This is a genomic window from Candidatus Methylospira mobilis (genome assembly GCF_009498235.1).
Lineage (GTDB): Bacteria > Pseudomonadota > Gammaproteobacteria > Methylococcales > Methylococcaceae > Methylospira > Methylospira mobilis.
The window spans coordinates 322490-347376 of sequence record NZ_CP044205.1 but is presented as its reverse complement, the minus strand read 5'-3'; the positions used below and the strand labels follow the sequence as shown (position 1 = coordinate 347376).

Below are 24887 nucleotides of genomic sequence, written 5' to 3'. Positions count from 1 at the left end.
CTGTATTCCCTTCAACAGTCATAAAATCCGGGACAGCGTTCGTAAGAGGGGAGCTTAACGTCGAACAGCGTTACGCTTATGAAGTTTCTGATGTATCGGTCTACGTGGAAGCGAGGAAATATCATACGCCAAAAACGCGAGAATCAACTGTAGCCCTATCAATGCGGGAAATGCGGAAAGCATGACAGTACCAGCCGGCGTAGTAATACCTTCGCGCGCAGCATACATCCAATGCCACCCTCCGAAACCGATTCCAAAAGCAAAAAGCAACAATCCCAATGGCAATTCTATGGATGCCAGCGACATGTCGCGCAGGTAGTAATTGTAGAAAATCCTTTTAATAAAATTACGGACGTGCTTAACGAAAAATTCTCCGACTACCTTTGATATTTTCAGACTGCTGATTTCATCTCCATATCGTGCATCCATCGGTATATCTACCACCACTGCGCGCAGTGTATTAAGTCTGAACAACATATCGGTTTCGAAGAAATACCTTCTGCTGATCTTATCATATGGAAGATAACGAGCAACATCGGCATGAATAGCCGTATAGCCGTTAGTTGGATCGAACAAATCCCAATACCCTGACGAAAACTTTGTCATAAAGGACAATACTGCATTCCCAAATAATCGCACCTTAGGCATAGCGCGAATCTTTTCAAGATTAAAAAATCTGTTGCCCTTCGTGTAATCGGCTTCACCTGACGTAATGGGGGCAACAAAACCAGGAATGAGCGAAGGATCCATCTGACCATCGCCATCCAGTTTGACGATAATATCCGCTCCTTCGTCAACTGCCCTGCTATAGCCCGTCATCACTGCGCCGCCTACACCTTGATTTTTCGGCATTCTGATAACATGGACGCGTTCGTCTTTGCAGTTTACTTCAACAAAAGTACCCGATTCTTCAGGACAGCAATCGTCTACAACATAAATCCTGCTGACTTCGGGGCCGATCTCTCCGATCACGCCTAGAATGTGTTTGCGCACCTTGTAACAAGGTATCACAACAGCAATTCCAGCCCCCCTGTTTCCCGTGTTATTTTCATCCATATCTGCCGTTTAATTTCTTTTCAAAAGCGCAAGCGTAGGGCTCAGTATAATGGGTGAATCTACATTGTAACCCGCCTTTTTAATCCTGGGCTCCAGGCAGTCGTTAACTGTACGGCTATGCTCAGCGCCCCAGTAACCGGAGTATCCTCTATAATGAATCCGGCCTGCTTCTCTTTCGTATGTAATAATAAGAAAATCCGCATTTTCAAAATCATACGGGTAATACCTTACATTCTGATACTTATAAAGATAGGGAAGAACGGGTTCAGTTATGGTCACCTTCGCATTCAAGGGAATATTTTCTTCGATTAGATCAGTAATTCTCTTATAATTAGTCAGGTCCTTGCTTAAATTATAAAAATATTTCACATAATAGTTCGCCGAGCTTGTTGTATTGACAAAGCTGATTTTTTGATTATCCGCAAACCCAACCAGCAGATAAAAAGCAGAGGTTGGAACCATGTATCCCAAAAATATGCACACGCCAACAAATAACGTAGAAAAGCGCTGGAATACCCCGCTCACGCCCAGAATGAAAGCATATACAACAAACGGGAAATATAAACTATGGTAATGGGAAACAAAACCTGTCTTTTCCGCTCCTCCTATGGTTCCCAAAAGATTAGGAATCATCATGATAAATCCAATCAAAAACAGCCTGGGCTTGAATATCAGCGCAATCAGCAGTAACGGAGCATTAACCATCAATAAAGAATTGACGCCATTAAAGGAGCGCTCATTGGAGACGATGCTCTTTATGGTTTGGACTATAGCCGCCGGCGAATACGGCATATTCCCGCCCTTCCAATACGGGTTGTCAAGATAATACTTGACCACTATAAAAGAAATCATCACGGTCGCAACGCCCACCATCATTCTCGCGATGCAATCCCTTTTATCGGCATACCCCTTGTAATGAAGAAGCGTGTAGACAACCAGAAATCCGCCCGAATAAAGCATGGTCTTTTCAACAATAAGCGCGGCTATCGCAAGTACAGCCAGCACCGCTGCGAGCGGCTTTTCACGATCATCAGTATAGTAAAACAATAACAACCCAACCGGCAAAAACAGCCGATCTACATACGGCTGCCCCGCAATAGCCCACATCCATGCGGGATGCAGGCTTATGACCATAATTGTTATTAATGATGCGAAAACCGGGATCCTGTTCTTCCTGCAGATTTTATATGCAATGAACAGAAACAGCAGGAAAGAAAATATGTTGAGCCCATGCGCGGCAAATGGCGTTTTAAACAGGAAAAGGAGCAGCGATGCCGGATACAGTATCGAGTACAAATGGAATCTGAAATGATTGTACTGTTCGGCTTCATAATGCGGACTCGTATAATCCATGCCGCAAAGAATAGACGGCTCCATTGCCCCCAGGTCAGGATAAAACTGAAAAGCCGACAGGGTCGGCAGGATTTGATTGATCGGCCCCCTGCCGGCATGGATATTTTCCAGCATCGAGTAGAGTTGCCCCGTATCGCTGAATAAAAAATCCCCGTTACTTACTCTTATATAGGCCAACAACGCGGCCAGCAGCGTCAGGCACAGCAGAGCCAGCGCGTTTCCCATCGAAGTATATCGCCAAGCATTATTTGTATTGGATAAATTCGTCATTATTTTTGCATTCAGCATTAAAAATGCACCTGGTTATTTTAATATATCCAGCCAATCAGCAAGCGCTTCACACTCTCCATGTCCATTGAATCGATCTGTTCATGGTGAGTCTGTCGACCCGTTAGAGCTTTATCCATAAACATGGAATCCGCGCCCCTTTGGCAGGCTCTGTATGAATGGCTGGAGATTACATAAATACAATATTTCTCTGATTTTCAGGCTTCAACCCGACAAGCGGCACAGTATCTATAACTATTCCCGCCCTCACAAGGCAACAGTGATGGTGCCGGACGCCGCCGGACAAAGCCGCCCGGCAACGCGGATGGGAACGCCGTCCAACCTTCCCGCGCCGGCAGCCTTGATGAACTTTCATATATTATAACGCTTTGCACATACCACCGACAAACGCCGGTTTCACGTACATTAAGTCGGTTTTCAGTCGATATCTGATCCGTCAAGCGGGAACGACACTTTATGTCGACACATATCCAGTCGCGTGTTCCAGGACATGCCCACAGTATGAAATGCTCCCTGACTCCGGGCCCGGCTTGCAGAGCCAGTTCTCAGCGCATAATAAGGCAGCTTCCGGAGCTTGATCTTTGCTTGATCAGGCTGAAACGCACTGAACGTTTTACTGGCCGGATTCCGGCAATCCCTGAAGAAACTGCGCAACCCTCCTATTTGAGCGCTCCGTTCGTGTGGCAACAACCTTACGTTTGCGGCTAACTTGTTGTATTGACGGTGTTTAAGGCGGATCAAATTGAAACCCGCTTTCTTTTTACTCGAGAAGCATCAACCGTATCATTGGCATTTTCATTGCCGTAGCGAGTTACGTTTAAACTCCAACGGGATTTGCGTGTGTCCGGAAATATAGACAATGGCATACACGGCATCAAGCGGCGCCATCACCTCCATGGTGTGCTCGGCCCATTCCGTACCGATACAGTCAAATGGTTTTATATCCGCTCTTACAAACTGCCTTTTGGCATCAAGCCAGGTAATCTGTACGCGACCGGAAGTAGGTTCTTCGGCGCATCTTGCCACAACCGTATTCAAATAATAGCGGCCGGAATATACGGAAACATTCTGGGTCGCGGGAAAATCGACATTTGTTTGAATAATGCCTGTCTCTGGATTATATTTTGCTCCCTCAGGTACTGACCATCCTTCTATTGATTCAAGGCCGGCATTGATCAGCAATTCAGTTTTAAACAGGTATTCGGTTTTTAATTTTCTGACACTCACCGCACCGAACGCTGCTATTTTGTCGCTTATTTTTTCAATAAGCGCCTGTTTTTCGGCCCATGCGCCACAGCAGACCTCGCCATTTCCGCCCGCATCGAGAATGATAAAATTAACACCGCGCTTCATAAGCACATCAGCAATACCCTTTTCATCGCTTTTCGAATTGATTTCGCTTCTAAACGTGATGTTATACCAATTCAGGTAAAGCGCATCGGAGGATAGTCCGGCCATTAACGGCTGAGCGAATACGGCAACAGGGTTCCGATCGGGATTCAAGCGATTAACCAGTTCGACCGCGCTCCTGACCGGCAAGCGCGCCCGTAAATACTCTTCCTTGCCGAACTGATCAAAAACCGGTTTCAGCGTGAACTCTCTGGCAGACGGCCCGGCGAAGAATAGTAAATTTAATGCTACCGTCAGAACAGCGGCAGCAAGGTATATACGGCTTAGAAACCACCTTGAGGTTATTACCGCACTGAGCCCAACCCCGGTGACAGCCGTCAGGATTGCCCAGGACGGCAAGGCGTACCTCAAATAGCCAACCCAGCAAAATACAACAACAATTGCAACCGCGCCAATAAGAAGCAGTGCAACGCCTCTGGTTTTTTTAAATACAATTAACGCAATGGCCGAGGGAATGAATAACAACAGCCACTGAAACCCGGACCCGCCTGTATAGGCTTCCAGGTATTTGCCTGTTTCGAATGTTATGCGATAGGGAAAATCCCATGTAAAACCTCTACCCCACCGCTGATCCGAAAAATTTTCGGTAGTGACGGAATAGGCCGATTTGAATACCTTGTTAAACAAAGGAAATACCGGATTCCCAGTCAACCACCAGGCTGTTGCGTATGGAATTCCGCCTATCGCCGAGAAAAAACCGAATCCCAGCGCAAAAGACCGCAATCCTGCAGTCTTACGCCATGATTGGAACCGCCATGCCAGCAACAGCAATAGTCCGGGTAAAACGGTAAACGTTACGGCTTTTACCGCCAGTCCGCACCCTAGTAGAAATCCCGATATCGGCAATTCATTTTCCGCTATTGCGGATGAAAAACAGGTGCGCAGCATCGCCAAAGTACCTGCAACGACAAACGACGCCCAGATCGAGTCGATAAACAGGCTGTTGCCAACCATATAAGTCAACGGTGTCGACAGGAATACAAGAACCGCCCACCGAGCGCCCACAGCCGAGCCGCCTGCCCATAGCACGCAATCCAGCACCAACCGACCTAATACGAAAATAAATCCGACGTTGATAAGTCTGGCGGCGGCTTCTCCGCCCAGCATGTATCCGATGGTGAAGATCCAGTCTCCCAGCATCGGCGCCACGGCCCACACATAGGTCGTCACATCGAACGCCCAGCGGTGGCGTAACGACATATGCGCGGGTACGAACAAGTGCGTCACCAGTGCATCGAATCCAACCTCCGGTTTCAGGGCAACGACAAAGTACACTACTGCGAGAACCCCGATTGCCGCTTCCAGATAATTTACGCCAAACCCAGGACGTTCATTTGTATTGCCGTGATTAACGGACTCAAGCAAGGCACCGCCTTTTTCTACAATCGGACGCCATGCCAAAGCAACAGGCAAAGCCAGTGCAGCAGCATATATTCCGGAATAATTCACTGGAAAATAAGCAATCAAACCGACCGAAGCGCCATAAATACCCGCTCCCACCAGAAAACAGTTATGCCACACACTTGTTTTGATCTTCAGCTTTTCGAGAAGCCAGTAACCCAGTATCGTACACGCCACGGCAAACCACAGCGCAACCAGCAACGGCCATAGCGCACCCGCGCCTATCACTATAGACAGCAACAACAACACCGCCACTGTAGACTGACTGGCATTCAAACCAAACTTTCTCGCTATCAGACTGATGGCGATAGCTGTGAATGCTAAAAAACCCAGAAATCCGCCCAGCGACCCTGCCCCCTCCCATGGGATTGATTGCGGCCATGCAAGGCTAGAGAGCCCTGCAAAAGTCAGCGTAATGCCGGCAATCAAACCAACCGCGATAAAAATATTTGGATAGCGCAGAAAACCATCATTCAGTTTTATCATACTATTCTTTGCGCGCTGGCTGAGTCTCCTCCAACTTTCCTGGAAAGAGTTTTGCCAAGGGATACTTACCTTCCAGTGTTGATGTAATGCCATTAACTCCCAATTGATCTTTCATGTCGATTTTATTTGATGCGGTATCAGCCGCCGAAACGGCCCCATTACAGTTGATTGCCATTTTCCACTGAGTGTCGATATGATCTACGGTAATATCAACCCGGCGATCCATGCCTGCGCATGACGCTCCCGGTTCAATAATAACGGCGGGGCAGCCCCACTTGTCATAACGAAACTGCGTTCCCGTTTTCGCAAATTTTACCGTAACCAGGTTGGCATTTCCGGGTACGCCGGTAGTCCACAGCGGATACCAGGTATCTGCATCCGTTTCCTGATCGACAACCAGCCGCATCGATCGGCTGACAACATGCCGGTTCCCATCTTTTATTTTACGCACGCTAACGTAATCATACATTGCAACCGGCTCGCTTGCCTTTTCAATAAGCGCCTGCCTTTCCGATTTGGGACCGCAGCTCCCCCCGCTCCAGTTTTCATCCAGAATGATAAAATTGACCCCGTGTTTCTTAAAAACAGCAGCAATATCCTTTTCATCATGAATCGAGTTAACTTCCTGTAGAAATGGAATGTTATACCAGTTGGGATAAAGCGCATCCCCTGACAGCCCCGCCGTTAACGGCTCGGCAAAAACGGCAACCGGAGTACGTTCGACATTAAGGCGATTAACCAACTCGACTGCATTTCTTATTGGCAGGCGAGTCTGCAGATAATTATCCTTATATGACTGAAACATCGATAGCAGCGGAAAATCCCTGGGGGTCTGGCGGCCTACGTTAATAAATAATAGATTCAGCATGACGGTAATCACCAATGAAAAACAACACAATTTGCTTAAGTGGCCCTGCGTCGTAATTACCGTTCCGAGCCCTACCCCAATGACAGCCGTCAATATGACCCATGATGGAAAGGCGTACCTCAAATAACTTTGCCAATGAAACAATACGGCTATAGCGATCACCGCAACCAGAAACATAGCACCGCCCCTGATCCGGCGGTAAAGGAAAAGCGTAATCAACGCGGGAATGAATAACAACAACCACTGAAATCCGGATGCCCCCGCATAAGCCTCCAGGTATTTAACCGTATCGAATGTCACACGATACAGAACATCCCAGGTTAAGCCTCCGTTATAGTTCGAATTCGTAAAATTCTCTGAGCTGCCGAAGTAAGGCGATTTAAATATCCTGTTAAACAAAGGGAAAACGGGGCTTCCCGTCAGCCACCAGGCGGTGGCGTAAGGGATACCTCCTGTTGCCAGGAATAAACCGATCCCTCCGGCCAGTGACTGCAAACCGACAGTTTTAAACCATGTCCTGAATCGCCATATCAGCAGCAGCATGATTCCGGGCAGGACAGTAAAAGTAATGGCTTTTACAGCCGCTCCGCACCCAAGCAGCAGCCCTGAAAGCAGCAACTCATTCCTTCCGGGCTTGCCGAAAGAAGGAGATGATGAGCAGGCTCGCAGGACTGCCAGACATCCGGCGACTACAAACGACGCCCAAATCGATTCAATGTACAGGCTGCAACCTACCGTAAACGTCAAAGGCGTAGAGAGAAAAACCAGAACCGCCCATCTTGCGCCCACAAGCGAACCTCCCGCCCACTGCACACAGTCCCGCACCAGCCAGCCTAAAACAAAGATAAAGCCGACATTGATGAATCTCGCCGCTGTTTCTCCGCCCAGCATATAACCCATGCTGAATATCCAGTCGCCCAGCATCGGCACAACTGCCCATACATAGGTAGTCACGTCGAAACCCCATTGATGACGCAACGCCATATGCGCCGGGACAAACAGGTGCGTCACCAGAGCGTCGTAGCCGACTTCCGGCATCATGGCAAAAACGAAGTACACCAATGCGACGACCCCAATCGCCACATCAAGCCATTTAAACTCCGTTTCTGCACGATTGCGGCTGTCGCGATCAACAAGCTGAAGAAGTCTTCCGCCCTCGTCTACAACCGTCCGCCACCCGGCCAGAAAGGGCAAGGTAAGCGCAACGGCATAGACGCCGGGATAGTTCACAGGAAAATGCGCCAGTATGCCAACGGCAGAGCCGTAAATTCCTGCTCCAGCCAGGAAGCAATCAAGGAAAGTTCTGTCTTTTACCCTTAATTTCCCAAGACACCAATAACCCACCATAGAACAGGCCCCGGCAAACCAGGCTGCCACCAGAAGAGATCCGATTGCTCCGGCAAGCAATGCAAGAAGGGTTGCGGCCATCAGTACGGCCAGACCGGCGGTCAGCTTAAGCTGTTGCGCCAATAACCCGATAACTATGGCTGCAACAGCCAGAAAGCCAAGAAAACCGCCCCATGACCGGCTATCCTCCCATAAAACGGACTCGGACCATGTAAGGCTTTCCAGCCCGATCAGCGTTAAACCCAAGCCTGTTATCAAGGCAACGCCAATCAATATTCCCTGTTTTTTTGTTGGTTTCTGTGGTTTCATTATTAGCGTAGGTTCGGATTTCTCTGTAATGTATCCGGAATGAACGGTGAAAAAGATGATCTCTACGTGCTGTGTCTATAGGTTAGTTACTTCGATACGCCGGACAAGAGTACTCTCCGCTTATACCGTCATAGACCGGCAAGTTCGCTCTGGGCAAGTGCGTAGTCATCAGGCACGCCAATATCTATAAAACGTCCGCTATAGACAAATCCGTCGAACCTTATACTCTGCGCATTCCTGACGAAGTAGTCGCTTTCGATGGAGAAGGGTTTTCCCATGGGAAATTCGTCCAGTGCGTCCGTGGGGAGCACATAGCAACCGGCATTGATAAGACCGCAGCCATCCCTCCCCTTTTCAAGAAAGGCGGTGACCCGCCCGTCACGCAACTCCACACAACCGAAACGGGCCGTCTCCTTAACCTTTCGCACAACGATCAGCGGATTTTTTTTTATTTGCCAATAACGCTCGAGCGCTTCGGTATCGAGATCAATATAAGTGTCCCCATTGAATACAAAAGCATGATCGGCCGTACAACGAGCTAATGCCGCACGAATTGCGCCGCCTGTACCCAGCGGCAGGGGATCGATTTCGTAAACCAGCTCCATGCCGCGATAGCTGGCGCCGAAATGCGAAATGATTTTTTCGGACATATACCCCAGCGAAATCACAACCCGGGCAAAGCGTTTCCCGGCCAGCATGGAAAGAAGTATTTCCAGAAAAGGGCGCCCGGCTATAGGCGCCATCGGCTTGGGCAGATCAGGAACCGTCTGTCGCAGTCGAGTGCCGAGGCCTCCGGCAAGAACAATCGCCTCCATCAGCCGGCAGCTCCAAATAGCGATTGCTCAGCCGATGCGCACAAAATTTGCCCGAACACCAGCAGGGTCCGTGGGGCGCGGAGCGCGCAGGGTGGGGGAAAGCGTTCGATGCAAGTATTTTTCATGATTAGGAGTCGGCGCTTGCGCCGTGAGCGGTTGGGATGGAGCGATCAGTCGCCGGCGCCATCGCGGGCAACCCTGGACGATCGAAAGCAAAGCGGCCTACCCGCTCGCCGGCTGTGTGCCGAACTGCCTACGTTGCCGGCAGGAAATACTTTTCCGCCTTCCTTCAGACATTTAATGCACGCATCGGCAGTAGCCTGCGTTGAAATCGGTTTATGGTCTGCAAGCATTTCTGATATAACACGACGCGTCGCTGAAAACCGGTCCGAATATATAGTTCATTCCGATTACCGTCAACCATTCGGCGTCGTTGATATCTCAGCTTCCTTGCCGAAAAAAGCGGTCAGTGAAGCGTTTTTCATATAACTCTCCATGCCTGCGTACCATGTTTGGTGAAGTGGCAATTACTCACATTGCCTTTAAAGGTTTCCAGCGCCCTCACTACGTCCATACGCTTGTCGGGCGGCGTAAAAAACATCATGAAGCCTCCTCCACCCGCTCCTGAAACTTTCCCGGCCAAAGCGCCGGCGTCTATCGCGGCGCTATAAATTTTCTCCAGGTGCATATTCGATACTGTTTTTGCCGAACGCTTTTTATTTTCCCACCCCAAACGCATGGAATCCACTATTCCATCAAAGTCGCCGCGCAGCAAACACTCCTTCATGACAAGCGCCTCATGCTTGATCCCATGCATGGCTTGAATTGCATCTACCTCTCCAGCTTCAACATTACTGCGCTGATCTTCGATAATTCTGGCCGACTCGCGCGAAATACCACTATAAAACAACAACAACGATGCTTCCAGTTCGCAGATAATCCAGTTTTTAATACGCAGGGGGTTTATAACAGCGCGTTCGTTTGCATAGAACTCCATGAAATTGAAACCGCCAAAGGCCGCAGAATACTGATCCTGCCTTCCACCCAGCATGCCGCAATCCTCGCGCTCTATTTTAAAAGCCAAATGTGCTATGGTGTAATCATCCAAAGGGAGATTCAACAGTTCCGAAAAGGCCCGGATCATCACGACTACCAATGTCGAGGACGAACCCAGACCTGAACCGGCCTGAGCATCGCAGAACGTGCTAAGCTCCAGAGAAATTGGCTGTCCGCGGTTGTAGTGCTGAATCATGTGCTTGTAAACAGCCTTGTGCAAATCGAGCTTGCCGTTCAACTCCAGCGGTTCCGCGATATTTTTTACCTTTTCCGACTGCTGATCTGTTGCGACAAATCGCACTACCGGATCATCCAGCGTCCTGATCACGGCGTAAGCGTAACGGTCTATAGTCGCATTCAGTACATAGCCTCCGTGTATGTCGCAATATGGCGCGACATCCGTTCCTCCGCCTGCAAGCCCAAGACGAAGAGGAGCCCGCGCACGAATAATTATACTCATATAATTTATTTATAAAACATGGGAAAAGGACGCATCCAGGTTAAAAGCACTTTTTTCCAAGAGCGCCGAATGCCAGAAATCCATCATGTCCTCAAGCGTTTTTTCAATAGGAATCATTTGCTTCCATTCCGTATCTTTTTTCAGCCTTGTTGAGTCGCCAAAGATAATCGGCTCATCGGACGGCCTTAAAAGTTCAGGGTCTATTCTTACTTCCACACTTATTCCCGATATTTTTATAACCGCATCCAGTATCTCTTTAACCAGATAGGCCTCCCCCCCTGAAGCATTATATACTTCTCCGTATCTGCCGCTTTCACTGAGCAAACACAGCGCATTGATTATATCTCTTACATCGGTTATTGCTCGTCTTGTGTTTAAATTACCGACATTGAACACAGGCTCCTGCATGCCATTTTTTATCAAAACAGCCTGTTTTGTGAAATCTGAACATACGTCATTGATTTTTCCAGGACCTGTCGTATTAAATATCCGTACCCTGATCCCCCTTAAATCGAAATTCTTGAAATACTGGTACGTCAAAAAGTCCTGTGCAACCTTGCTTACTCCGTAGGGATGCAAAGGAAGAAGCGGATGCGTTTCCTTGACCGGGACTTCCTCAGGCGCGACAAATCCGTACTCCGCCGACGAGCAGGCTACCAAAACAGTCGGATTGATATTAAGCTCCTTCAACGATTCAAAAAGATTAATGGTGCCTTCGACATTTGCCTGCATCGTATAATTGGGTTCCGCCCAGGAAACCGTCGGATAACTTTGCGCTGCAAGGTGAAATATCTTCTCCGGCCTGAATTCTTTCAGGAGGCGCATGAACCTGGGCCGATCGCGCACATCAAGCTCAACCGCATTACCGAACCGGTTCAGGTTTTTGACATCCGATGCCGAGCCATAGTAGCTCGCCAATATATCGCATTCCTTTTCGTGCAGGTATCTCGCCAAATGCGGCCCCATGAAGCCGCCTGCACCGGTAATAAAAACTCTCATTAGTTTTTCTGCTACATTATTTTCAGAACGTATGTGACCCGAAAACCGTTGATTCAGTCCGGTAACGAACCGCAACGAACGCTGAATCACGGTTTCCTTCAGGATGAACTTATCGAACCCTTGACGGAAATACTTTAATCGGCGCCGCCCCAAGCCGCTTAAACGCCCAACTGGGCAGTTTCATCTTCAGAACGCTTACTCGGAACATCAGTCGCGAGATCAAATTCTTTCGCTATGGCGTTCAGCATCGCTTCCCGGGAAAAATAGCTTTTCGCCGCTTTTACCGCCTCAGCCGCCTGTTTGAGCCAGGCATCATCATCATCAAGAAGACGCAGAACATGCTCGGCAAAAGACCGGGGGTCATCCGTAACCATTATGGCATTCGGGATATCCATAAGCCCCTGACCACCCGTACTCGTGGTAATCATAGGCACGCCGAAACGCAACGACTCTATAACCTTGCCTTTTACTCCCGCGCCATACCTGAGCGGAGCGACAGCGACCCGCGCTCGCTCATAGTAACCGGCAAGTTCTTCGTCGGAAACAAAGCCGGTAACCGTAATCCCTGGCGATGCAAGTTTCAGGACCTCATTCGAAGGATTGGAGCCGACCAGATAAATGTGCGCATCAGGATGTTTCGAGTGAATAAACGGAACGATTTCACTCACAAACCAAACGGCTCCATCCACGTTGGGCGGATGGCCAAACCCTGCAACCATTAGAATATCCTTACGCATTGCAAGACCTTGAGCCACATTCTCACAAAAACGATCAAAAGCAAAACAAGGGATAGTGCGCACATTTGCGTGACACTCGTTCGCCTCAAGCCAGCTTCGCACATGTTCTTTCTCGCTGGAAGACAAATAATAAATATTATCCGCCTCTTTCCAGACCCGGTGTTCCAAAGCCCGCCAGTAGACCTCTTCTTCAGCCAGTTTATTTTCTTTGGGCTTGATTTTTCTCTCTTCCTGAATGCGAAGATAATGAATATCATGCCCGTAGAAATGGATCACTGCCTTGGTAAATGTTTTTATCGAGGGGAGATAAGCCACCGCAATGTGAGGACGGCTAAGCAAAACATGCCTCAAACTACTTCCGTTCTCCTTGAGCCAATTTTCGAATAGGGACTGACCGCCGGAAATAATTTCTACCCCCATCCCCTGAAGGCGCTCGGTATAGCCCGGAACATATTGTTGACTGGCCGACCAGAACTTAACATTCATGCCATGATCCAGCAGAAGCGCCATCCATTGCATCATGGTGCGTGAGCCGGCATCGCGGTCGGGCTGCGGCACATGGTGATCGATCACCAAAACCATGGCGCCAGGTCCGGCTTGAACCTTCGCCTTTATTACAGCGCTTTTGCCGGAAAATTGATCGCCGCCCTGAATAAATGAATGGTGGCTTTCGACAGTACCGGTATAAGTATCTCCAGACTCCCGCAAGGCAGCATCATGCTCTCGCGCCGGGGTAAACGGAAGTATCGGATTGCCTTGCTGCGCATAAAGCGTAAGCGCATACAAACCGCGCGTCACATCCAGACCCAACCCGTTAATAATTTGCGCCAGTACATTCCAGGCCGCCTCAGCCCCCCATGCATGCTCGGCAAATTGCAATCCGTTTTGGCTGAGCCTGTTCCAAAGCGCCTCATCATTATAGAGTCTTGCAATTGCATCGCAATATTCCCGCGCGCCATCAGCAATCAGAATGTTTTCGCCATTCGTTAACGACATCCCTTCCGCCGCTATGGCAGTAGCAACCGTGGGTAGTCCAGCCGCCATCGCCGACCCTATTTTTCCCTTGATGCCCGCTCCATATCGTAATGGCGCAATGTTAACGCGCACTTTATCCAGCAAGGATTCCAGATCTTCGACATACCCATGAACCACGATATCTTTTGCCGCCAGTTTCCATATTGCATCGGTCGGATTACTTCCCACGACATGAAAACAAACTCCCGGCAGAGTTTCACGCAATAAAGGCATTATCTCGCCCGCGAAATAATGAACCGCATCAACGTTCGGCGGATGCTGATAGCTCCCGACAAACACGATATCCCGTCGCTCGTTAAATACGCAATCGGTTCCTCTGATATTCCTTGCATAAGGTAAAAGCTTGACATTGACGCCGGGTATAACCCGCGACAGCTCGGCCAGTTCCTGCGCGCTGACTACGGTCGTTACATCCGCCTCTTTTATTAACGCCAATTCCTTCCGGCGCATTTGCTCGGCGGCTTCCTGCATTTTCGGATCAGAGAATAACGCCGCTTCGCGAAGCAAGCGTAAAAAGTGCAGATCACCGGTATAAAAAATTACTTTCGCTTTCGAACAGTATTTGCGAATTAATTCAAGGCAGCCCTCAACAATGCCTATTCTGAACAAAAAAGCCAGTTGATAGCGATCGCCATACTCTTCCAGATGCTGTTCAAACGTCGTTACATAAGGCGCATAAATCACTTCAATCCCCGCTCGTTGCAGCTCCCTTGTGTATTTCGGCGCGTAGGATAAGCTGCCGGGCATAAACGTGACCTGAAAGCCCATCTCTCGCAGCAGCAGCATGATATTGTAAGCGTCCAACGATCCGGAATCCTGGTCAGGTGCCGGAACATGGTGATTCATAACCAGTACGCGCCGTTTGGCCTGCCGGTCTTTTGCATTATCGACGTCTACGCCATTGGCTTGATGCCGTTTCAGCCGCCGCTCCCAGCGCTGGAACAGCTTTTGGCCGTTAACAACCTGATAGGCCTTGGCGCCGGTAGCCAGGTCGGTGCCCGAAGTTGCCCCTTCATAATGCACTACAACAGACATCGGCTGGTAAATAACCCGATAGCCGAGGTCCCGGATTTTAAGCGCCAAATCCGAATCCTCGCAGTATGCCGGCAGATATTGCTCGTCGAAACCGCCTAATTCAGTAAACAACTGCTTTGGCACCATGATGGAAGCGCCGGAGCAGTAATCGACTTCTCGCGCATAGTTGTATACGGGTAACGATGGGTCCTGGTTGCGGCCGAAATTCCAGGCGCTGCCATCCCGCCAGATAATGCCGCCCGCTTCCTGCAAAGTACCGTCGGGATAAATCAGCTTGGAACCCGCAAACCCCGTCCCCGGAAATTCGCTGAAGGTATGCAGCAGTTCGTCCATCCATCCCGGAGTAACCTCAGTATCATTATTCAAAAACAGCAGGTATTCTCCCTTGGCCGCATGGGCTCCCTTGTTGCAGGAGCGAATGAACCCCTGGTTGTCTTCGTTCCGTATCAGGCGTATGCCTCTTACCGCTCCCAGCGCTTTAAGCGAATTATCCGGCGAACAATCGTCCACCACGATCACCTCGAAAGCGGCGTCGGGGGCTGTATGTTTGGCGATGGAGGCCAGACAGCGCAGCGTATATTCGATCTGGCCGTATATAGGGATTATTACCGATACGCAGGGCGTCGATGAGCCGTGAATTTCGATAACCTCGGTAACCGGGGGCGAATAAAGCGTAAGGGCATTGGGACCACGCAAGATATCAAATCCCACACCGCCCAGTATCCCGGCCAAAATTTTCCACACCGCCTCAGCGCCCCAGGCATGCTCCGCAAATTGCAACCCGTTTTGACTGAGCCGGTTCCAGAGCGCCTCATCGTTATAAAGTCCGGAAATAGCGTCGCAGTACTCTCGTGCATCATCCGCTATCAGAATGTTTTCGCCATTGGTTAACGACATGCCTTCCGCTGCTATTGCCGTAGCCACCGTAGGCAACCCTTGCGCCATCGCCGAGCCGATTTTTCCCTTGATTCCCGCGCCATAGCGCAACGGCGCCACGTTAACACGCATTTTATCCAGCAAGGATTCCAGATCCTCGACGAACCCATGCACGATGATATCGTTTGCCGCCAGTTCCCGTACTTCATCGGTCGGATTACTGCCTACGACATGCAAACAGACACCCGGCAGACTTTCACGCAACAGAGGCATGATTTCCCCGGCAAAATATAGAATTGCATCGATATTCGGCGGGTGCTGGTAACTCCCGACAAACACAATATCGCGGCGCTTGTTAAATACCGAATCCGTTCCTCTGACATGTCTTGCATAGGGCAGGAGTCTGACATTGCTGTCAGGCAAAATCCGCGATAGTTCCTCCAGCTCTTTCTCGCTAATGACCGTGGTAACGTCGACCCGCTTCATTAAAGCCAACTCGCTCTCGCGTACTTGCTCCGCCGCTTTCTGCTTCTTCGTATCGGCAAACAACGCCGCCTCTCGCGCCATGCGTAAAAAGTGCAAATCGACGGTATGAAATAATACCTTTGCGTTGGGACAATATTGCCGAACAACATCGAGGTTGCGATCGACAACCCCTTTCCTGATTAAGAAAACCAGTTGATATCGACTGCCGTGTTCCTGCAGATGCTGCTCAACCGACATCACATAAGGCCCATACAACGCCTCAATACCCTGCCTCTGCAATAGCGTGGTGTATTCGGGCATATACCTGAAGTTGTCTTCAGGAATGAAGGTCACCTGAAAATCCATTTCCCGCAACAGCAGCATGATATTGTATGTATCTATCGACCCGGAGTCCTGGTCGGGGGTAGGCGTACAATGATCGATCACCAGCGCGCGGCGCCTGGCCCGGCGATCTTTCGCATTATCCGCGTCGACCCCGTTGGCCTGATGGTGCTGCAATCGATGCTTCCATCGTTGAAACAGTTTCTGGCTGTTTACTACCTGGTAGGCTTTGGTGCCGGAGGACAGGTCGGTGCCGGAAGTAACGCCTTCGTAATGCACCGCGACAGACAACGGCTGATAAATGACCCTGTATCCCCGATCTCGAACTTTAAGCGCTAAATCCGAATCCTCGCAATATGCCGGCAAATAGTATTCATCGAACCCGCCCAATTCAGCAAACAACTGCTTCGGCACCATAATCGAAGCCCCTGAGCAGTAATCGACCTCGCGCGCATAGTTAAAAACCGGCCGCAACGGATTCTGGTGACGGCCGAAGTTCCAGGCGCTGCCATCCTGCCAGATAATGCCGCCCGCTTCCTGCAAGGTGCCGTCAGGGTAAACCAGCTTGGAACCCACGTACCCTGTTCCCGGAAACTCGCGGAAGGTTTGCAGCAATTCGTCCATCCATCCTGCTGTAACTTCGGTATCGTTATTGAGAAACAGCAGGTATTGGCCCTTGGCCGCATCAGCGCCCTTGTTGCATGAACGGATGAATCCCTGATTTTCTTCATTCCGTATCAGGCGTATGCCTTTTACATGGTTGAACACCCTGACCGATAGATCCGGCGATCGATCGTCCACCACGATGACCTCGAACGCGGCCACGGGCGTATGTTTTGCTATCGAAGCCAGACACCGTAACGTATATTCGATTTGACCGTATACCGGGATGATGATTGAAACCACGGGATGCAACGAGCCGCGAATTTCTATTGCATCAATACCGGCCAGCAAGTCGATATACCGTACAATCAAATCCTCTTGCGTATCGCCGGCCGGCGGAGGGACCAGTGCCGCAACCGTCTCGGGAGGCCCCGCACCAACCGTCAACCGGAATGGAGTAAAATTCAACGGCAGCGCATGATAAATGCGTTTGCCCAAGCTCAGGATGCCCCTTGCATAGCGTTTTCCCTGTTGCCGAGGCGCTGTTACCCATCGCATCATTTCTCGCAGCGGCACGGTCAGGCGCCAGGAACTGCTACGGGCTATTGCGTTAAACCTGGCGCTTTCGTCCCGAAGCGCCGTTTCCAATGCCAGCACTTGTTCCGCCAGACTTGAGATCTGCGCGTCGCGCTCGGATAAAGTCTGATGAAGGCAACCAATCTGCCCGCGATGCTCCTCAATCACTGCATCCAGACTCAGCCCCCAATCGCCGCGGCGAAACAGTTCGTCATTGAGCCTGGAAATCTGCTCGCATTGCCCTACGATCACCGCATCAAGACTCGTCCCCCACTCGCCCCGGCGAAACACCTCACCCTGAAGGTCGGCGATCAGCTTGTCACGCTCGATTATGCCCGCTATCTCATCGACCGGCTGCGCAAAAATACCGGAGGGGAGCAATGGCAGCCGGCCATCCGAAGCGACCGCAATCCGGTAATACGGGTTTGGCAGTCCGTCGCTTTCCTTGACAACATCATCTTCAAGCCAATACGTGCGCGCCTGTTGCGACGACATCGACTCGGCAAATATTCCCGATCCATACACGATACGCTGACCAAAATAGGCACAATTACGGAAATAAGTTTCAATCAAATGTTTAAATTCGTGATGATAAAGCTCTTTGATATGATGTGGATTACTATAGCCGCGTTCAATCGAGTAATAATACTTATCCGGATTAGATATCAATAAGACGCCATCAGGACGCAAAACCCGTTTAATTTCCTGTATCATCCGATCATGCTGGTCATGATGCTCGATGGTTTCGAAGCTTACCACGACATCAACGCTCGCATCCGGCAACGGGATTTCCGCGCAGCTCCCCACCATATATTTCAGGTTTTCCTTTTTGTAACGCTTACGGGCGTGCTGCACGGCATCCCGGGCAATATCAACGCCAATTACCTGGCTGGCCTTATTTGCAAGAATCGCAGAACCGTAACCTTCGCCGCAGGCGATATCCAGCGCTATCTTCCCGGCAACGATCCCGCACGCTTGTACATATCGATGCAAATGTTCAAGCGCTATATCACCATGCTCACCAGGTACGAACCGTTCGCCGGTAAACTCCAGTTGTTCGGTCTTATTCGTCATATCTCTGTCAACACATCAAGTTTTATATACTGCATCGGAATCCCTATCAGTCCTGTTGCAACACTACTCGACTCGGATTTAAACAGCACTGCGTCATGTATCCAATGGTGCTGAACATGCTGCTCCTGCGTTCCATCTGCAACAGCCACGTTCACGCTGTAATTGCCAATAGGCAATATGGGCATAAGAAAAGTAAATTCCGCCAGGATCTTCTCCCCCTTACCGCAGAACAACACCACGTTGTTATAGCTGAGATAGGTATTATCGCCAAACAGCGTTTGCCCCAGACGATCTTTGACTGCAAAACCGATAATCGGGGCGCTCAACGCTTCGTGCGCCATTGCATGGATACGCAAAGTAACCGACTCACCCCCAACCACCCAAGCCAGCGGCGCGCCTTCCTTATCGAGAAACTCAACCATAACGATTTGAGCGCCGCCCTTGCCAAAAGAGGCTGCCTCGGGATCAAATGCGAATAGCTGTATATCGTTGCGTAAGTTACTGGCGTTAATGAAATCCAGACGCTGATCCTTCCCTGGAACATCTGCCGCATCAGGCCGGGTTGTTTCCTTCAGTTTGGTGGTGCTGCTTTTACCTTGCTGCGCTTCATAAAACGCCTGCAGATATGCTTCAGATACGTTTTTTGAACTGCCGTCGCTTCGCACCACTCCCTTTTCCAGCCAGATGGCGCGGTCGCACAGGTTTTTCACCGCGCTGGTATCATGACTGACAAACAGCACTGTTCCCGTTTTCATAAATGAGCGCAAAAAACGCATGCATTTCTGGGTAAAAAAGATATCGCCCACAGCCAGCGCTTCGTCAATCACAAGAATATCGGCATCCACATGAGCAATGACGGCAAATGCCAAACGCAGCATCATGCCGCTCGAATATGTTTTAACCAGTTGTTCGATAAAATCGCCGATATCGGCAAAGGCAACGATACTTTCAAAACGTTCCTCGATTTCCGCTTCGCTCAACCCGAGCACCGAGGCGTTCATATAGACATTCTCGCGCCCGGTAAACTCAGGATTGAAACCGGACCCCAGCTCCAGTAAGGCGGCAACCCGGCCATACGTTTCCACGCTGCCGCCCGTTGGGTTAAGCGTACCGCAGATCATTTGCAACAGCGTGGACTTTCCACTCCCATTGCGTCCGATAATGCCAACGGTTTCCCCTTGCTTAATCTCGAACGAAACATCCTTGAGCGCCCAGAATTCGCGAAAGTGGTTCGAGGGAGACAGACCGAACAGGCGCCTTAACCGGGGGAGAATAAACTGCTTGAGCCGGTCATGAGGCCGATCATAGATGTAATAGCATTTACTGAGATTGCTGATGCGGATCGCAATATCACTAGAGGACATCGGCAAACCCCTTTCTGGTTTTTTGGAACCAGGCGTAGCCTGCCCAGGCGACAGACGCGGCTACCAGAGTATAAACACCCAGCCCCAGCCATCCCGGAGGATGCCCCCAAATCAACACTTCGCGCGCCTGCTCGATAATATAGGTAAGCGGGTTGGCCATGATGAATGGGCGGAACCACTCAGGAACCGCATTCACCGGATAAAACACCGGAGAAAGAAACATCATGAGGTTGGTAATTATGCCGATAGTTTGTCCTACGTCCCGCAGAAATACGCCCAGGGATGCGAGCATCCACGACAATCCCAGCGTGAAAATTACCAGCGGCAGGAATACCAGCGGAATAAAAACCGCCGTCCATGGCATGTAGCCGTTAAACAGACCAAAAGCAGCCAGTAATACCCCCAGACTGATGAGGCTGTGAAATAACGCGGTGCCCATACTGACGACAGGAAGTATTTCCAGCGGGAAAACCACCTTTTTAACATAATTATCATTGGTGACGATCAACCCTGGCGCCCGGTTCAGCACTTCGCCAAACAAGCCAAGCACGATCATGCCGACAAAAAGCACGACGGCAAACTGTGTTTTGCTTTCGTCTCCGCCGCCCCATCGCGACTTGAAAATCTCCGAAAACACAAAAGTATAGATCGCCAGCATGAACAGCGGATTAAAAAAAGACCAGGCCAATCCCAGCACCGAACCTTTATAGCGGCCGACTACATCGCGTTTTGTCATTTGGATTATGAGCTGGCGGTTACGCCAAAGACTCCTGAACAGCGCAACAAAGGAAGCAGGCTGGACTGCGTGCGGATTAACCGCTATCCGGGAGTAGGTCATGCAAAACGCTCCGCTTCAGCCAAAGGAGGCGCTTGCCGGTCTTTTGCGGATAAAACGGGTTCTCCCTGTATGGGCCATTGAATACCGATATCCGGATCATTCCAGGCTATGCAACGCTCATGCTCCGGCGCATAAAAATCGGTGGTTTTATACAGGAATTCGGCCACATCGGACAGCACCAGAAATCCGTGAGCAAAGCCCGGCGGCAGCCATAACAGCCGCTTATTTTCCATCGACAGATACTCGCCGACCCAGCGTCCGAAAGTTGGGGACGATCTGCGGATATCCACCGCGACATCGTAAACCTCGCCAAGCACGACGCGCACCAATTTTCCCTGTGGCTGTACTATTTGGTAGTGCAGGCCGCGAAGCACATTTTTGGCGGAGCGGGAGTGATTATCCTGTACAAACCTGGGACGCAGCGAAGTAGCCGCGGCAAAAACACTTTCGTTGTAACTTTCGAAAAAAAAACCACGCTCATCGCCGAAAACCCTGGGTTCCAGCAACAATACATCCGGGATGGCGGTATGGATCACATTCATTAAAGCTCCCGCTCTTGTAATATGCGCAAAAGATACTGGCCATAGTTGTTTTTCTTGTATCTGTCGGCTATCGCTTCCAGCTCGACAGCTCCGATATAGCCCATACGGTAGGCAATTTCTTCCGGACAGGCCACCTTCAATCCCTGCCGGTGTTCGATGGTTTGTATGAAGTTACTGGCTTCGATCAAACTTTCGTGCGTACCGGTGTCGAGCCATGCATGACCGCGCCCCAGGATTTCCACGTTGAGCTGGCCGCGCTCGAGATAAATGCGATTCAGGTCGGTAATCTCCAGCTCCCCCCGGGCCGACGGCACCAGTGAGCCGGCGAAGTCCGCCACCTGATTGTCGTAGAAATACAGCCCGGTGACCGCGTAGTCGCTCTTCGGCTTTTCAGGTTTTTCCTCGAGACTGGTAGCCTGGCCTTCCCTGTCGAAGGCTACCACGCCGTAGCGCTCGGGGTCTTGCACGCGATAGGCAAAAACCGTTGCGCCCGAATCGCGCTCTCTCGCCCGCACGAGCTGGGTGCCCAGATCATGACCATAAAAAATATTGTCCCCCAATACCAAAGCATTAGGGAAATTGCCGACAAAATCGCGGCCGATAATGAATGCCTGGGCCAGCCCCCCCGGTGACGGCTGTACCGCATATTGCACATTAAGACCCCATTGCCGGCCATCGCCAAGCAACAGTTCGAAGCGATGCGTATCCTGCGGCGTCGAGATCAGCAGGATGTCGCGTATGCCGGCCAGCATCAGCGTGGACAGCGGATAATACACCATGGGTTTGTCGTAAACAGGCAGCAACTGTTTGGAAATAACCTGCGTAGCGGGGTAGAGCCTGGTGCCCGATCCCCCGGCGAGGATAATGCCTTTTCTCATAGGATTTGGTCGTTGCTGCTATTTGCCGCCGGATTGATGCATGGCGCATCCGGCTCGATGTGCGTTGACCTGACGGCCTGCTCTAGGTGTAATTGTTTCATGAAAGGATGATTATAGGAAATAACGGGGCGATGCAGGATTCTGTCGACATAACGCAACTGCTGAATCAATGAGTTGGCGTCATGCCGTCAGCGCATGCCCCGGACTTGATCCGGGGCATGCTGCTCTGCCCCCTCCCTGGCGTCCTGATTCCGGCCATCCCTGCCGCAATGACGGTTTTTCTTTATTGGTCAATCGTAACTCATTGATATAGTGTTTTCACTTTTCACGGTAGCGTCAACAGAACCCGGGAGGCCTGCAACTACGCTACGGCCCAAACCGAAAACACGGCATTATAAACGCAGAGGATAGCAGCAGCCTCTCTTCGAGGTCAAATCATCCTTTCCCCGAATTCAATAAAATATCAACAGCAATCGGCCCAAATGCTAAACTCATGAGCTTTTGCCCATGAGCGAAGACTTCCGTGTTTATTAGAGACCGATTAGCGCCGCTTATCGCCAAAGGAGCGCGGCCCTGGATAGGCTTTATTTGGCTGTACCTGTTTACTTTACTCTGGCATTTCATGGCGGGCGGCTCCGTGACCGCTATTGCCGCGGCATGGCTATTATCCCTGCTCCTGGGCGGTTTGCTGTGCGGAGATATTTTTCTAAACTGGGCGCTGAGGGATAACCAGAAATTCAATAACCTGCCGGCAAAACTGGTAGCAGGGCTGCTGTTAACCAATATTTGCTTATACTTCATGATTTGGGTCCTGCCTTGCGGCCTGACCGCCAACTGGCTTTTATTCCTGGGCGCGATCCTGATCCTGTGGTGTTTCGCCAGACCTACCCGCACGGATATGCTTTTGCCGGCAGGAAACGGGCCGGAACTGTATTTCATGCTGGCCGCGCCATTAGCCGTAACCGCCTGGTGTCAGGACATATTGCACCCCATAGTCATGGACGCGGAGGGCCGGGCTACCTTTCACGCCTGGCAGGACGTACCTTTTCACCTCAGCCAAATCAGCACTTTTACTGCATCCGGGTTCGGTCCTACCGCGCAGGCTTACCATATGACCAGCTATCTGCTTCCGGCAACGCTGGTTTATACAACCGGAAGCTCGCTATTGGTTTCGTACGCCAGTCTTCTGTTGCCGCTGGGTATCCTCATTTCCTTTCTGGCCGCTTACGCGCTGGCCCGCTCGATATTCGGACAGTGGCCGGCTTTGGCGGCAGGCCTGGCGTTAATGGTATTACCCGATGCGTCACAGCAAGGATTTATCAATGCTTTTTTAGGATACCACTGGCTGCAACAGGTAGCGCCGGCCAGCGCGTATGGCATTGCCGGCGCAGCGTTTGCGTTCATGTTGTTGCTGGAAGCCTGCCGCACAAACCAATTTCGTCTGATATGCTGGGGTTACGCATTTGTAGTTGTTACTCTGCTGTATAAAGCACAAATCTTTGTAGCTATTTCCTGGCTTGCTTTTGTCTTCCCTGCCCTGTTTATAGCCGGGATAGCCCGTAAATACCGCCTGCTTTTGGTATTACTGTTAAGCGCCGTTTTTACAGGCGTTATTGCCGCATCGCAGTCGATACCCAGCGTACCGATAATAAAACTGGACGGTTCAAGTCTGATGCCATACTCGTCGTTTATCCTCTCCAGCATGGAAAACGGCTTCATAAAACATCTATTTACCAGCATTTTCGATAGTTCTGAAAATAATGTCTACTTGAGGGCCGCTGCCTTTATTTTAATGTTGATGATCTGCACGTTTGGCGCATTTTCGCTTATCTATGCTGCGCTGGTTGGGCAAATGAAGCGTTGTTTTACTACAGCCATATGGATGTTTCCATTGCTGGTGGTGGCCGTCTATCTGGTAATGGCCTGCTTCCTTGCATTCGATGAGCGAGGCATTGGCAAACCTGAAGAATTACTGCACAGGCATTTCGTATGGGCTTACTTTACTCTCGTTATCTGGTGCGGAGCAGCAGTTTACCGCCTTATTTTTGGCAATGCGCCTCCTGCCGGCAATCAAGTAAAATACATAATATCCATGCTTGTTCTTTTTTCGGCTATTACACCCGTCAGCTATGGACGAGGCATGCAGGCAATGAAAAATTGGGGAATGAATTATCCCGAGTTTCCGGCCTGCCAGGTAAACGCCGCCCTCTATATCCGGGATCACAGCGCGAAAGACGATGTGGCGCAGGATTCAATGAACGATCATTTCCTCATATTGTCCACGCTGTCCGGCCGGCAACCCTTTGCCGTGGATGCAGGCGGTTCTCGCGCTCCGCTCGGCATTCAATCCCGCTTGCGCCAGCTTCGGCAATTGTCCGATTTACAATATGGCGGCGATGCCGAGTTTTTCATGAAATCCAATGCAATCAAATGGTACATCCTCAACCCTGGAGAACACCCCCGCTGGGCATCGGCAATGCAGCAGCACGCCGTTTTCGAGTGTGAAGGTTACCGGGTATATCATTTCTGATATGAAAAGCTGAATGGATAACAGATCCGCCGGAATATCCTGGCTAAGTGAATCAGCCTAACCATCGTGGAAAAATGCTTCTTGTCCCACTACTGAGTTCTTTTTGGGGGGCTGGAAAGTGCTTGAGTTATTTTCCACGTCAGT

The 24887-nt window shown here is 50.4% G+C and carries 13 protein-coding genes; 1 reads left to right on the top strand and 12 read right to left on the bottom strand.

Annotated elements, in window-relative coordinates; translation table 11 throughout:
- Positions 1-54: 54 nt before the first annotated feature.
- The 12 genes from F6R98_RS01305 to rfbA all read right to left on the bottom strand — a co-directional run bounded on the left by F6R98_RS01305 (position 55) and on the right by rfbA (position 22213).
- Positions 55-1056, bottom strand: coding sequence for a glycosyltransferase family 2 protein (locus F6R98_RS01305; protein ID WP_153247406.1), 1002 nt, complete (start codon positions 1054-1056; stop codon positions 55-57).
- A 9-nt stretch (positions 1057-1065) separates the two neighbouring features.
- On the bottom strand, positions 1066-2697 hold the full coding sequence (locus tag F6R98_RS01300; protein ID WP_153247405.1) for a hypothetical protein: 1632 nt from the start codon (positions 2695-2697) through the stop codon (positions 1066-1068).
- A 795-nt stretch (positions 2698-3492) separates the two neighbouring features.
- Positions 3493-5994, bottom strand: coding sequence for a glycosyl transferase (locus tag F6R98_RS01295; RefSeq protein WP_153247404.1), 2502 nt, complete (start codon positions 5992-5994; stop codon positions 3493-3495).
- Position 5995: 1 nt separating this feature from the next.
- Positions 5996-8518: a hypothetical protein gene (locus F6R98_RS01290; RefSeq protein WP_153247403.1), complete on the bottom strand. Its 2523-nt coding sequence runs from the start codon at positions 8516-8518 to the stop codon at positions 5996-5998.
- Between the two features lie 128 nt (positions 8519-8646).
- Complete coding sequence (locus F6R98_RS01285; protein WP_228125025.1) at positions 8647-9333, bottom strand: nucleotidyltransferase family protein; 687 nt, start codon at positions 9331-9333, stop codon at positions 8647-8649.
- Between the two features lie 481 nt (positions 9334-9814).
- Complete coding sequence (locus F6R98_RS01280; RefSeq protein WP_153247401.1) at positions 9815-10849, bottom strand: GHMP family kinase ATP-binding protein; 1035 nt, start codon at positions 10847-10849, stop codon at positions 9815-9817.
- A 9-nt stretch (positions 10850-10858) separates the two neighbouring features.
- A complete protein-coding gene (locus tag F6R98_RS01275; protein WP_153247400.1) occupies positions 10859-11848 on the bottom strand; it encodes a GDP-mannose 4,6-dehydratase in 990 nt (329 codons plus the stop codon).
- A gap of 158 nt (positions 11849-12006) precedes the next feature.
- A complete protein-coding gene (locus F6R98_RS01270) occupies positions 12007-18591 on the bottom strand; it encodes a glycosyltransferase (RefSeq protein ID WP_153247399.1) in 6585 nt (2194 codons plus the stop codon).
- Positions 18588-19955: an ABC transporter ATP-binding protein gene (locus F6R98_RS01265; protein WP_153247398.1), complete on the bottom strand. Its 1368-nt coding sequence runs from the start codon at positions 19953-19955 to the stop codon at positions 18588-18590. The genes F6R98_RS01270 and F6R98_RS01265 overlap by 4 nt, the downstream gene beginning before the upstream one ends.
- A complete protein-coding gene (locus tag F6R98_RS01260) occupies positions 19945-20691 on the bottom strand; it encodes an ABC transporter permease (RefSeq protein WP_228125024.1) in 747 nt (248 codons plus the stop codon). Before F6R98_RS01260 ends, F6R98_RS01265 begins: the two co-directional genes overlap by 11 nt.
- Positions 20692-20789: 98 nt before the next feature.
- Positions 20790-21335: a dTDP-4-dehydrorhamnose 3,5-epimerase gene (gene rfbC / locus F6R98_RS01255; RefSeq protein WP_153247396.1), complete on the bottom strand. Its 546-nt coding sequence runs from the start codon at positions 21333-21335 to the stop codon at positions 20790-20792.
- Entirely contained in the window at positions 21335-22213 is an 879-nt protein-coding gene (gene rfbA / locus F6R98_RS01250) for a glucose-1-phosphate thymidylyltransferase RfbA (RefSeq protein WP_153247395.1), read from the bottom strand. Before rfbA ends, rfbC begins: the two co-directional genes overlap by 1 nt.
- A gap of 523 nt (positions 22214-22736) precedes the next feature.
- Between rfbA and F6R98_RS01245 the strand changes: the two genes are divergently transcribed.
- On the top strand, positions 22737-24743 hold the full coding sequence (locus tag F6R98_RS01245) for a hypothetical protein (protein ID WP_153247394.1): 2007 nt from the start codon (positions 22737-22739) through the stop codon (positions 24741-24743).
- The last annotated feature ends 144 nt before the right edge of the window (positions 24744-24887 follow it).